The organism is Pleomorphomonas koreensis DSM 23070 (assembly GCF_000425185.1).
Classification (GTDB): domain Bacteria; phylum Pseudomonadota; class Alphaproteobacteria; order Rhizobiales; family Pleomorphomonadaceae; genus Pleomorphomonas; species Pleomorphomonas koreensis.
This window is the reverse complement of the sequence record NZ_AULH01000001.1, coordinates 145,512-158,099: the sequence shown is the minus strand read 5'-3', so window position 1 is coordinate 158,099 and position 12,588 is coordinate 145,512. Positions and strand designations below refer to the sequence as shown.

The 12,588-nt window shown below is 69.5% G+C and carries 11 protein-coding genes; 6 read left to right on the top strand and 5 right to left on the bottom strand.

Annotated elements, in window-relative coordinates; genetic code table 11:
• Positions 1 to 114: 114 nt before the first annotated feature.
• The 4 genes from rpmI (at position 115) to pheT (ending at position 4,409) form a co-directional block, all read left to right on the top strand.
• The gene (gene rpmI, locus H512_RS0100690) at positions 115 to 315 is read left to right on the top strand and encodes a 50S ribosomal protein L35 (RefSeq protein WP_026781888.1); all 201 of its coding nucleotides are present in this window, start codon (positions 115 to 117) and stop codon (positions 313 to 315) included.
• 41 nt (positions 316 to 356) lie between these two features.
• Entirely contained in the window at positions 357 to 719 is a 363-nt protein-coding gene (gene rplT / locus H512_RS0100685) for a 50S ribosomal protein L20 (protein WP_026781887.1), read from the top strand.
• Between the two features lie 156 nt (positions 720 to 875).
• Positions 876 to 1,958 carry a phenylalanine--tRNA ligase subunit alpha gene (gene pheS / locus H512_RS0100680; protein WP_026781886.1) on the top strand — a complete coding sequence of 361 codons (1,083 nt, stop codon included), beginning with the start codon at positions 876 to 878 and terminating at the stop codon, positions 1,956 to 1,958.
• Positions 1,959 to 1,994: 36 nt separating this feature from the next.
• The gene (gene pheT / locus H512_RS0100675) at positions 1,995 to 4,409 is read left to right on the top strand and encodes a phenylalanine--tRNA ligase subunit beta (RefSeq protein ID WP_026781885.1); all 2,415 of its coding nucleotides are present in this window, start codon (positions 1,995 to 1,997) and stop codon (positions 4,407 to 4,409) included.
• A gap of 57 nt (positions 4,410 to 4,466) precedes the next feature.
• Here the strand turns inward: pheT and mepA are convergent, their stop codons facing one another.
• Both mepA and H512_RS0100665 read right to left on the bottom strand, forming a co-directional pair.
• Positions 4,467 to 5,321 (bottom strand): penicillin-insensitive murein endopeptidase, encoded by an 855-nt coding sequence (gene mepA / locus H512_RS21985; protein ID WP_053239437.1) that lies wholly within the window; start codon positions 5,319 to 5,321, stop codon positions 4,467 to 4,469.
• A 67-nt stretch (positions 5,322 to 5,388) separates the two neighbouring features.
• Positions 5,389 to 7,263: a hypothetical protein gene (locus H512_RS0100665; protein ID WP_026781884.1), complete on the bottom strand. Its 1,875-nt coding sequence runs from the start codon at positions 7,261 to 7,263 to the stop codon at positions 5,389 to 5,391.
• 132 nt (positions 7,264 to 7,395) lie between these two features.
• Between H512_RS0100665 and H512_RS21980 the strand changes: the two genes are divergently transcribed.
• Entirely contained in the window at positions 7,396 to 8,442 is a 1,047-nt protein-coding gene (locus H512_RS21980; protein WP_053239436.1) for a glycosyltransferase, read from the top strand.
• Position 8,443: 1 nt separating this feature from the next.
• Positions 8,444 to 8,836: a GtrA family protein gene (locus tag H512_RS21975; protein ID WP_053239435.1), complete on the top strand. Its 393-nt coding sequence runs from the start codon at positions 8,444 to 8,446 to the stop codon at positions 8,834 to 8,836.
• On the opposite strand, the gene olsB is transcribed toward H512_RS21975, so the two are convergent.
• The 3 genes from olsB to H512_RS21965 form a co-directional block, all read right to left on the bottom strand.
• Positions 8,824 to 9,708: a l-ornithine N(alpha)-acyltransferase gene (gene olsB, locus H512_RS21970; RefSeq protein ID WP_084798229.1), complete on the bottom strand. Its 885-nt coding sequence runs from the start codon at positions 9,706 to 9,708 to the stop codon at positions 8,824 to 8,826. The genes H512_RS21975 and olsB overlap by 13 nt on opposite strands.
• A 140-nt stretch (positions 9,709 to 9,848) precedes the next feature.
• A complete protein-coding gene (locus H512_RS0100645) occupies positions 9,849 to 11,363 on the bottom strand; it encodes a hypothetical protein (protein ID WP_026781883.1) in 1,515 nt (504 codons plus the stop codon).
• Complete coding sequence (locus H512_RS21965) at positions 11,360 to 12,568, bottom strand: glycosyltransferase family 2 protein (RefSeq protein ID WP_053239434.1); 1,209 nt, start codon at positions 12,566 to 12,568, stop codon at positions 11,360 to 11,362. Before H512_RS21965 ends, H512_RS0100645 begins: the two co-directional genes overlap by 4 nt.
• Positions 12,569 to 12,588 lie beyond the last annotated feature (20 nt).

The window sequence follows — 12,588 nt, the reverse complement described above, 5'->3', positions numbered from 1 at the left end:
CCCGGACGAGCCTGTCGCGGGTCGCGGGAAATCCGGCGGCGGATCGCGGCTTTTTCGGAAAAGACCACAACGAGATACCCGAAAGGGATCTCCAAACACTCGGAAACGAGCAAAATGCCCAAGATGAAGACCAAGTCGGGCGCCAAGAAGCGCTTCAAGGTGACCGCCAACGGCCATATCAAGTCGGCGCAGGCCGGCAAGCGTCATGGCATGATCAAGCGGACCACCAAGTTCATCCGCAAGGCGCGCGGCACCACCGTGCTGTCCAAGCCGGATGAAATCATCATCAAGAAGAACTTCCTGCCCTACGCCTGATCCCGCGCGATCAAACGGCACTCAATCGAGGAGACTGAACAATGGCGCGCGTCAAGCGGGGCGTTACGTCCCATGCCAAGCACAAGAAGGTTCTGGAGGCCGCCAAGGGCTACCGGGGCCGCCGCAAGAATACCATCAAGACCGCCAAGGCGGCCGTCGATCGCGCGATGCAATATGCGACGCGCGACCGCCGGGCCAAGAAGCGCAACTTCCGCGCCCTGTGGATCCAGCGCATCAACGCCGCCGTCCGCGACGTCACCGGTGGCGAGCTGACCTACGCCCGCTTCATCGATCTCCTGGCCAAGGCCGGGATTGCCATCGATCGCAAGGTGCTGTCCGACCTCGCCATCAGCGAGCCGGCGTCGTTTAGGGCCATCGTCGAGAAGGCCCAGGCTGCCGCCTAAGGCAACAGCCACGGGGCCGATCGCCGATCGGCCGCCCCCGAAATACGAGAGCGGCGCGCCGATCGGTGCGCCGCTCTTTTCTTTTCCGGGCGTGCAATCGCCGGCGAGACCGGCTAGAAGCCACCCATCAGACCTACCGGGGCCGGAACAAGCGTCATGACCGACATCGAACAGCTCGAAGCCTCCATTCTCGACGACATCCACGCCGCCGCCGACGAAGCCGCCCTCGAAAGCGTGCGCGTTGCCACCCTCGGCAAGCAGGGCTCGGTATCGGCGCTGCTGAAGACGCTCGGCGCCATGAGCCCGGACGAGCGACGGACGCGCGGCGCGGCGATCAACGCGCTGAAGGACCGCGTCGGCCTCGCCATCGCCGACCGCAAGGCCGTGCTGAAGGATGCCGCCCTCGACGCCCGCCTTGCCCGCGAGACAGTGGACATCACCCTGCCGGTGCGGCCGGGGCCGCTCGCCGAGGGGCGCATCCATCCGGTCAGCCAGGTGATCGACGAGATCACCGCCATCTTCACCGACATGGGCTTCTCGGTGGCCGAGGGACCGGACATCGAGACTGACCACTACAACTTCACCGCCCTCAACTTCCCGCCCGACCATCCGGCGCGCGAGATGCACGACACCTTCTTCCTGAAGCCGAAGCAGGACGGTTCGCGCCTCCTCCTCAGGACCCACACCTCACCGGTGCAGGTGCGGACGATGGAGCGGGAGAAACCGCCGATCCGCATCATCGCGCCCGGCCGCACCTATCGCTGCGACAGCGACGCCACCCACACGCCGATGTTCCATCAGGTGGAGGGCCTGGTCATCGACGAGACCACCCATTTCGGCCATCTCAAGTGGGTGCTGGAGGAGTTCCTGAAGGCCTTCTTCGAGGTCGACGAGGTGAAGACGCGCTTCCGGCCGTCGTTCTTCCCGTTCACCGAGCCCTCCATGGAAGTCGATGTCGGCTGCAAGCGCTCCGGCTCGGAGATCCGCATCGGCGAGGGCGACGACTGGCTGGAGATCCTGGGCTGCGGCATGGTGCATCCCAACGTCATCCGCTCGGCCGGCCTCGATCCCGACCGCTATCAGGGCTTCGCCTTCGGCATGGGCATCGACCGCATCGCCATGCTGAAATACGGCATGCCCGACCTCAGGGCCTTCTTCGACGCCGACGTCCGCTGGCTTCGCCACTATGGCTTCCGGCCGCTCGACCTGCCGAGCCTTTACGGCGGCCTGACCTCCTGATCGTCCGCGCCTGATTTTCCGAATGGATTTGCCAAAATGAAATTCACCCTCAGCTGGCTGAAAGACCACCTCGACACCGACGCCTCGCTCGACGAGGTGGTCGAGGCGCTGACCATGGTGGGCCTCGAAGTGGAGGAGGTGTCCGATCCGTCGGCGCCGCTGAAGCCCTTCGTGATCGCCGAGATCGTCACTGCCGTGAAGCACCCCAACGCCGACAAGCTGAAGCTGCTCACCGTCGACGCCGGCAAGGGGCCGGTGCAGGTGGTATGCGGCGCGCCCAACGCGCGGGCCGGCCTGAAGGGCGTGTTCGCGCTGCCCGGCATGGTCATTCCGGCCACCGGCGCCGTGCTGGAGATCGGCACCATCCGCGGTGTCGAGAGCCGCGGCATGATGTGCTCGGAGCGCGAGCTGGGCCTCTCCGACGAGCACAACGGCATCATCGAGCTGCCGGCCGACGCGCCGGTCGGCATGTCCTTCGCCAACTGGCGGGGCGGCGCCGATCCGGTGATCGACATCTCGATCACCCCCAACCGGCCCGACTGCCTCGGCGTGCGCGGCGTCGCCCGCGATCTCGCGGCGCGCGGCCTCGGCACGCTGAAGCCCGATCCGCTCCAGCCGGTGCCCGGCGCCTTCGCCTCGCCGGTGCCGATCGCCCTCAGGTTCGACGGCGACGACACGCCCTGCCCGATTTTCGCCGGCCGCGTGGTGCGCGGCCTCAAGAACGGTCCGTCGCCCAAGTGGCTTCAGGACCGTCTGAAGGCGATCGGTCTCCGGCCGATTTCGGCTTTGGTCGACATCACCAACTACCTGACCTTCGATCGCGGCCGGCCGCTGCACGTCTACGACGCCGACAAGCTCACCGGCACCATCTGCGCCCGCCTCGGCAAGACCGGCGAAAGCCTCCTGGCGCTCGACGGCAAGACCTACGCCGTCGACGAGACGATGTGCGTCATCGCCGACGACGCGGCCGTGCTCGGCCTTGCCGGCGTCATGGGCGGGGAGACCACCGGCTCGACCGAGGCCACCACCTCGGTGTTCATCGAGAGCGCCTATTTCGATCCCGGCCGCACCGCCCGCACCGGCCGCCGCCTCGGCCTCAACTCCGACGCCCGCTTCCGCTTCGAGCGCGGCGTCGATCCCGGCTTCGTGGTCGCCGGGCTGGAACTGGCGACGCGCCTGGTGCTCGATCTCTGCGGCGGCGAGGCGTCCGAGGTCGTGGTGGCCGGCCAGGAGCCGCTTCCGAACAAGGTGATCGACTTCCCGTTCTCCGAGGTGAAGCGCCTCTCCGGCCTCGACCTTGCCGCCGACACCATCGTCGCGACGCTGGAGAAGCTCGGCTTCAAGGTGACCGGCAGCGGCGACAGTCGTTCGGTGGCCGTGCCGTCCTGGCGGCCGGACGTCCACGGCAAGGCCGACCTCGTCGAGGAGGTGGTGCGCATCGTCGGGCTCGACCAGGTGCCGGCGACGGCGCTGCCGCGCATCGCCTCGGTGTCGCAGAAGGTGCTGACGCCGCTCCAGGTGCGCACCCGCCGCGCCAAGCGGGCGCTCGCCGCCCGCGGCCTCGTCGAGGCGGTGACCTGGTCCTTCGTCGCCAAGCCGATCGCCGTGCTGTTCGGCGGCGGCGGCGCCGATCTGGAGCTGGCCAACCCGATCTCCGCCGACATGAGCGACATGCGGCCGAGCCTGATCCCCGGCCTCGTCGCGGCCGTCAAGCGCAACGCCGATCGCGGCTTTGCCGATCTCGCGCTGTTCGAGGTCGGGCAGGTGTTCGCCGGCGACCGGCCGCAGGACCAGTCGACCGCCGCCACCGCCGTGCGCGAGGGCAACGCCGGCCTTATCGGCGGCGGCCGCCACTGGGAGGGATCGGCGAAGCCGGTGACCGCCTTCGACGCCAAGGCCGATGCGCTCGCCCTGCTCGACGCACTCGGGGTCGATATCTCGCGCGTGCAGATCGTCCGCGCCGCGCCCAACTGGTTCCATCCCGGCCGCTCGGGCAGCATCCAGCTCGGGCCGCAGACCGTGCTCGCCCATTTCGGCGAGCTGCATCCGGCCGTCGTCGAGGCGCTGGATACCGAGGGGCCGATCGTCGCCGCTGAGGTGATCCTCGATCGCATCCCGGTCGCCAAGGCCAAGGCCGGCCGCGGCAAGCCGGCGCTGGCGCTCAGCGCCTTCATGCCGGTCTCCCGCGACTTCGCCTTCGTCGTCGACGACGGCGTCGAGGTGGCGAAGATCGTCAAGGCGGTGCAGGGCGCCGACAAGAAGCTGATCGGCGGCGTCGAGGTGTTCGACGTCTACAAGGGCGAGCACGTCTCGGCCGGCCAGAAGTCGGTGGCGATCGCCGTCACGCTCCTGCCCACCGACCGCACGCTGACCGACGAGGACATCGACAAGGTGTCGAAGGCGATCGTCGCCGCCGTGCAGAAGGCGACGGGAGCGAGCCTGCGGGCGTAAGTCTGATCAAAAGCGTTGCGAGAAAGGCCGCGGGGACAATCCTCGCGGCCCTTTTCATTACTTCGCCACCAGTACCTGGGCGCATTCAGGTGGCAGGTCCTTCAGCGTAATCTCGGGCGGCGGCGGCTTGGGCTTCGACGGTTTCGTCGGCTTGGGCGGCGGCGCGTACCAGCTCTGAAGCTCGGCGCCGCAGCCGTCGCCGGACGGCGGCTCGGCCTGCGGCTTGCAGGTCGGCGAATTCCTCGGGCAGGCGATGCGGACGTGGAAGTGGTAGTCATGGCCCCACCAGGGCCGCACCTTGGCGAGCCATGAGCGATCGCCGGTCGCCCGTTCGCACAGCGCCTTCTTGATGGCCCGGTTGACGAAGATGCGCTCCACCTCCGGCTGCCTGGCCGCCAGGCGGAGGATGCCGAACTGCTTGTCGGAAAACTTCGCCGGATCGACGCTCAGCGTGTCGCGCGCCAGCATGGAGACGGCGCTGACCTTTTCGCGTTCGTCGTAGGAGAACTCCCGCTTCGGCATCGGCGTCAGCCAGATGTCGGCGTCGAGGCCGATCTGGTGGCTGGCGTGGCCCGACGACATCGGGCCGCCGCGCGGCTGCGACATGTCGCCGACCAGAAGGCCATTCCAGCCGACCGACGGCGCCTTGGCGGCGAGGCGTTCAAGGAAGTCGACCAGCACCGGGTTGCCCCAGTTGCGGTTGCGGGAAAGACGCATCACCTGCCAGGCCGGGCCGTTGACCGGCAGCAACGCGGCGCCGGCGAGGCAACCTCTCGCATAGGTACCGATCGAGCGGGCGGCGAGCGGCGCCGGCGCCTCTGCGGCGCCGAACAGCTCCTTGGCCGGCCGGTCGGCGGCGGCGGCCGGCAGCACGGCGGCGAGGAGAAAGGCGGCGAAGAAGCGTTTCAGCATGGGGCGATTCCGGATCGGACGGGCGATCATGCTGCGCCAATCCGGATGAACCGGAGATTAACCAGCCTCACTGACGGATCGACGGCCTGAGGCGCAGCACCGGCAGCGAGCCGGTGACGTCGAGGCCGGAGGGCCGCGCCGAGAACACCATGCCGGCCGGCCCCGAGGCGACCTCGGCGAGCCAGGGCGGCCGCACGCCGTCGATCAGCCGGGCGGCGAGGCCGTGCGGCGCCCGCTCGGCCATCTGGTGGAGTTCGGGATCACCGGCGCAGGCGGCGAGATAGGTGGCGCCGGTCCTGTGGAAGGCGGCCTCGGCATCGTCGCCGGTGAATATCGCGTCGACGGCGAGGATGCCGTGGGCGTCGCGGTGGTAGGGAGCGGCCAGCACGGCGTGCGGCGTCGCTTCCAGCAGGAAGGCACCGAAGTTGGAGGTGGCGACGACGAGACCCGGCGCGCGCGCTGACAGCACGTCGCCGAGGAAGGCGCGGCAGTCGGTCATGGTCGCCGTCTCCACGGCGTCGGCCTCCGTCCGGCCGAGCAACTGGTCGATCGGCTTGCCGGCCAGCCACCACAGCGCCGGCACGGCGACGAGCCAGCTCCAGCGCCGGGCCACCGCCCTGATGTCGTCGCGGCCGGCGGTGTCGCGCACCGCCAGCGCCGCGACGACGCCGATGGCGGCCGAGGCGACGATCTGAGCGCCGACCATGGCGCGCAGTTGCACCATGCCGATCAGCACCGAGCCGCCGAGGATGGACAGCACCATGGCAAAGCCCGGCCGGTCGGCGGCCGGCAGGCGGCGGAGCGCCGCGGCGCCGAGCAGGACGGCGGCGAAGGGCGCGAGGTAGAGCGGCAGCGCCAGCGTCGGCCGTCCTTGAAGCGTGTCGAGCAGCCCCTGCGCCTCGGCGACGCGGTCGAGCCAGATCGGCCGGATGGCCGGGTCGACGCCGCCATAGGGGCCGGCGAGGCAGGTCGGGAACAGCACGGCGGCCAGCGCCACCAGCAGCGAGCCGACGGCGACCAGCGCGCCGCCGCGCATCAACAGGCCGGGCACGCCGTCGTCGTGGCCGCGCAGCAGGGCGGCGAGCGCCATGACGCCGGCACCGCCGACCAGCACCGGCGCCAGATAGGCGAAGGACAGCGTGTCGCAGGCCGGCACCAGCCAGCGCGAGGGCGGAATGGTGACGGCGGCGGCGACCAGCGTGCCGGCGACCAGTGCGCCGGTGAACAGCAGCAGGCCGCGCCGCCAGCGGTCGGCGTCGACGGTCCAGGCGGCGGCGAGGCCGAGGATGGCCAGCAGGACGGCGAGCAGCGTTTCCATGCCGACGGCAAGGCTCAGGGCCGCCGCCGCGCCGGCGAGAAGCGGCCAGCGGCGGGCGCCATCGGCCCGCACCAGCCCCATCAGCACGACGGCGACCAGCACGGCCTGGACGTTGTGGTGATCGAGGATGCCCGGCTGGAACACCGCCTTCACCTGCGGCGACAGAAAGATCATCAGGAGCGTGACCAGACGGGCGATGTCGCCGCCGAAGCGGCCGGCCACCGAGGCCAGCGCCCAGGCAAAGGGCACTATCAGCAGCACCGGCCAGAGGTTGGCGGCGAACAGCTCGGCGCCGGCCCTGCCGAGGAACGGCGTCGCGGCGAGGATCAGCGCGGCGATCGGCGCGTCGACGAGGCGCGACCAGTGCATCAGCAGGCCGCCCGGCGGGTCGAGCCGGTACTGGGTGAGGTCGAACCAGCCCTGGCCGGCGAGCAGGTCGCGCACCTCGACGAGGCGCATCATCGAATCGGGGTCGCTCCAGGCGGGGCCGAGGTCGGCAAGGCGGCCCACTCCCAGAAGCCCGGCGACCAGCAGTCCCAGCGCGGCGGCGAAGATCAGGCGGGTCCGGAGCCTGAGACCGGAGAGGACGGAGGCGGCGCCGAGGGCACCTTGTTTCGAATTCATTGACCAAAGCCGACAACAGGACGCGGGACGCCCGGCACACGCTAAGCGTCGTTAGCTTTGCCTTAACACGATGGATAAATGGTAAAGGCGAGTGCCGCGCTTCGCGGCCCGCAGCCGTCCGAGTGCCCCCCGATGACCGCAACCGACATCCGCCCGGACGCCGCCGAGCCTCCAACCTTTCCCGGCCTCGACATCGCCGTGGTGCTGCCCTGCTACAACGAAGGGGCGACGATCGGCGCCGTGGTGCGCGGCTTCCGGGCGGCGCTGCCCGAGGCGCGCGTCATCGTGTTCGACAACAACTCCTCCGACCGCACCGCCGTCGAGGCGGCGCTCTCCGGCGCCGAGGTGATCCGCGAGGGGCGGCAGGGCAAGGGCCACGTCGTCAGGCGGATGTTCGCCGACATCGACGCCGACGTCTACGTGATGGCCGACGGCGACGGCACCTACGCGCCGGCCGACGCGGTCGACCTCGTCCGGGCGTTGATCACCGAGCGGGCCGACATGGCGGTCGGCGTCCGCCGCAACGTCACCGTCGACGCCGGCCGCTCCGGCCACGCCTTCGGCAACCGCCTGTTCAACGGCCTCTACCGGCGGCTGTTCGGCGCCGGCTTCACCGACGTGTTCTCCGGCTATCGCGCCTTCACCCGCCGCTTCGTCAAGAGCTTCCCGGCCGTCTCGCACGGCTTCGAGATCGAGACGGAGATGGCCGTCCACGCCGGCCAGCTCCACATCCCCACCGTCGAGCTGCCGCTCGACTACGGCCGCCGCGTCGAGGGTGCGCCGTCCAAGCTCAACACCTTCCGCGACGGCTTCCGCATCCTGATGATGTTCATGATGCTGGTGAAGGAGACGCGGCCGAGCCTGTTCTTCGGCGTGCTGTCGGGCCTCTGTGCCGCCGCTTCGATCGGCCTCGCCCTGCCGATCTTCGCGACCTATGTCGAGACCGGGCTGGTGCCGCGCCTGCCGACGGCGGTGCTCACCACCGGGCTGATGATTCTCGCCGCGCTGATCGCCACCGCCGGCCTGGTGCTCGACAGCCTCGCCCGCTCGCGCGTCGAGCAGAAGCGCATTCTCTACCTGTCGATCCCCTCGCTGAAGCGGCCCGACCCGGCGGCGACCGAAACGGCGACCGCGGCCAATCTCGCGGCGCTGCGCGACCTCCTGCGGCGGGCCGGCTGAGATGACCACCTTCCGGCGGCTCGGCGGCTTCGCGCTGGCCGGCTTCAGCGGCTTCTTCGTTGACGCCGGCCTCACCGAGGCGCTGGCGGCCCTCGGCGTCAGCCCCTATCTCGGCCGCGTCGCCGCGGTGGCCGTCGCCATCGCCGTGACCTACGCCATCAATCGTAACCTGACCTGGAAGGACCGGCGCGCGCCGGTGCCCGGCCGGCGGGCGCGCTACGTGGCGGTATCGCTGACGTCGATCGCCGTCAACTACCTGGTATTCGCGGCGGCACTCGCGACGATCTCCGGCCTCAGACCGCTGATCGCCGTGGCGGCCGGCACCGGCGTCGGCATGGTGATGAACTACGCCGGCTATTCGCGCCTGGTGTTCCGGAACGATCAGGCGGCGTAGCGGCTGGCGTCGGCGCCGTAATAGCGGACGTAGCGCTCGGAAATGCGCTCGACCGGCAGCACGATCATCACGTCGGTGGTACCGAAGGGACGGTCGACGACGGCGCCGCGACCGATCATGGCGCCGAGCCGGAGGTAGCCCTTGATCAGCGGCGGCATCGCGGCGAGCGCCGATTTCATGTCGATCGCTTCGATCGGCAGCCGGTTCATGGATACGGTCCGCTCGGGCCGCGCCTCCACCAGCCAGTCGCCGCCGGCCGAGGCATGATGATGCAGGAAGGACAGCGGCAGGGCGAGGGTGTCGGGGTCGGTGCCCTCGAAGGAAGCGCAGCCGATCATCGCGTCGATGCCGTGGTTCAGCACGTAGGCCCATATGCCCTGCCACAGCAGTTCCACCGTGCGCTTCGACCGGTAGGGCTTCATGACGCAGGAACGGCCGAGTTCCAGGAATTCGAGACCGGGATGGCGGGCGATCAGCGGTTCGATGGCGAACTCGCCCGCCGTGTAGAAGCCGCCGTGGCGTGCCGCCACTTCCTGTCGCAGCAGGCGGTAGGTACCGACGATGCGCGGCCGTGCCCGGCGGAAACGGCGGACCTCGACGTCGTCGTGATCGAGGACCAGCAGGTGGTCGCAATAGCGGTCGAAGGCGTCGGCGTCGCGGCGGCGAAGAAGGGTGCGCGGATCGGCCGTGGCCTGCATCTCGCCGTAGAAGATGCGGTAGCGCAGCGCCTGGGCGGCGCGCACCTCGCCGGCCGAGCGGGCAAGCCGCACCTCCAGCGCGCCCATGCGGCCGAGGGGCATCTCCCCGGCGGCACCGGGAAAGGCCGGCGGCAGTTTGCGGGCGGCGGGAAAGCCACTTGGTAGACCGAACATCGCAAACCCTCCGGTTGTCCGTCCTTGCTTCTTCTCTCGCTCACCTTTCTGCAAGGATAATGTCAATTCGCCGACGGTTCCGTGACAATTCGGTAATGAAGACCAAAGAGACGGAAACGCCGGACGGCAGCTCCGGCGGGTCAGCCGGCGGCCTTGCGCCGATAGACGGCAACCGCCGCCCTCGCCCTGGTGCCGGGAACATCCACCGCGACCTCATAGTCGTCGAGGGCGGCGGCGAGCGCCGGCATTTTCCGCGCCCAGTCCATCCAATCGAGTAGATCGAGCCGTTCGACCAGGATGAGATCCGGCTTCGCGCGCTGGATGTCCTCGAACAGATAGTCCCGATCGCGGGCTTGCCAGGCCTCGGAGCGGGCGCGCATGGCGGGGTCGTCGGGATGGAGGTAGACGCTGATCAGGGCATTGACCGTGATCCAGCGGCAGGAGAGGGTGCCGACCCATTGCCCGCCGGCGTCCCGCACCGAGGGATGGCCGACCTCGTGCGAGCTGGCGATGTTGAGCACCTTCGGCCTGTCGATACCGGTGGCGACGATCGCCCGCGTCAGCGGTGACCAGTCGAGCCAGGTCACCGTCATCCATTGGGAGTGGCTTGCGGCGACGACGGCGACCATCGCCGCGGCGATCAGCGGCGAGCGGCGGGAAGCGGGTTTCCGCAGGTTCGGCAGGACCGTCCAGGCCAGGATGAGGAAGCCGTAGCTCGTCGCCGGAAACAGATGATAGGGCCATCCCTTCGCCTGCAGCAGGTAGGCGCCGAAGAAGCCGGCTCCGGCGAGCGCCAGGATGCTCTCCCGCTTCGTCCATGAGCCGTAGAACGCGGCGATGAGCAACAGAACCGGAAACAGGAAGCCCTTGTCGGTGACCAGCAGGCTCCACAGCGGCTCGCGGGCCGGAACGTAGATTTCCAGCACAATCGGCAGGACGACGCGAAAGAAGGCCGGAAACAGCAGGTAGACCAGCCCCTGGAACAGGACGGCGACGGCGGCGGCGGTCACGTTGGCGCGGTTCAGGATCGGCGCCAGGGAAAGTCGCCCCTCCGTCCACCAGACCCAAGCCGTCAGCCCGAAGCAGGGAAACAGAACGGCAAGGACGAAATGCGGCTTCACGGCCACGCAGAGGCCGGCCAGCACGCCCGCGGCCACGGACATCCGCCCCTTTCGCTCGGCGAGAAGCACGAGGTCGATGAAATAGGGCAGCGCGATCAGCGCCGCGACATGGTCCTTCTGGCCGTAGGCGCCGACCGGCAGCACCAGGAATACCAGCGCCACGGCCGCCTCGAGAGGTCCGCCTCCCTCGACGCCGGCCGCGTCGAGACGCCGCCGGGCCATTCGGGCGATGGCGAGGCCGATCACGCCGGTAAAGACGATGCTGGCCAGCTCGGCCCGCACGCCGACGAGGCGCTCCACGAGCACGGCCGGCAGATAGAGCAGCACCGAGAGGGGCGGATTGGTCTCGATGATGTCCTTGTAAAGCTCCTTGCCGTCGAGCAGCGCCTCGGCGTTGGTGATCAGCCAGCTTATGTCGTCCTTGGTCGGCATGAAGGCCTGGAACGCCATGGCGGCGAGAGCCAGCAGGACGGCGGCCACCGTCCAGGCATCGGCCGGCGTCCGCGTCGCGGCGGCGCGGTCCATCGCCGTCATCGGGCCGGGCTTTCGCCGCCGGCGGCGTCGACGGCCACCGCAGCTGCCGACGGCTGCTGCCCCCTTGCGCGTCCGCGCCGCCGCCCCACCTGCCAGACGACGTTGTCGGCAATGGCGAAGTTGATGACGCCGCCGATCAGCGCGCCGGAAAGGCCGGCCAGCGGCCAGCTCCCGAGCTGGACGAGGGCCAGCTCGGCGACGCTGACGTTGGCGAGCGCGCCGAGCGAGCAGACGAGGCAGAAGGCCACCACGCCGCCGTAGATCGCCGATCCGGAGAGGCGCCAGCGGCGATAGGTGACCTCGTTGTTGAGCCCGAAGTTGAACAGCATGGCGATAAAGGTCGCCATGACCTGGCCCTCCTCGAAGGCGACGCCGGCCGCCCGACTCGCCCAGAGGGCCAGCATGTGGACGAGAATGCCGAGGCTGCCGACCATGCAGAACAGCACGAAGCGTCCCGGCACGAGACCGCGCGACAGTTTCTCGACCAGCAGCGTGGCATATTCGGCGATCACCATCGCCGAAATCTTGCTCTCGCCCTCGGCGCGGCGGCGAAAGACGAAAGGCACCTCCTCGACGCGCAACGGCCGCCGGGCGGAGGCGAGCATGTCGAGCAGGATCTTGTAGCCCTGGGCCGACAGGTCGTAGACGATCTCGTCGAGAACATCGCGGCGGAACATGAAGAAGCCGCTCATCGGATCGGACGTCCGGCCGCCAATGACCAGCCGGCTCACCCAGGTCGCCAGCCGGCTCATCGCCTGCCGGCCGGCATTCCAGTCGCCGACGCCGCCTTCGCCGTCGTAGCGGGTGGCCACCACCACGTCGGCGCGGCTGTCGCGGAGCTTCCGGTACATTGTCCCGAGGATGCGCTCGTCGTGCTGGAAGTCGGCGTCCATGACGGCGATCACCTCGCCGCTCGCCGCCAGCGCGCCTTCGATCACTGCCGACGACAGTCCGCGGCGGCCGACGCGGCGCAGGCAGCGGATCCGGCGATCCGCCGCCGCAAGGCGCCTCACCTCCTCGAAGGTGCGGTCGGGGCTGTCGTCGTCGACGACGACGATCTCCCAGTCGAGCCCGTCGAGGACGCGGGCAACCGAGGCGATCAGCGGCGCGATGTTGGCGCGTTCGTTGTAGGTCGGGACGACCAGCGACAGCCGGCCTCTCGACACGCGGTCCGAATCCGGCTCCGTTACCACAGTCTGATCCATGACCGGCTCCACCCTGCGAC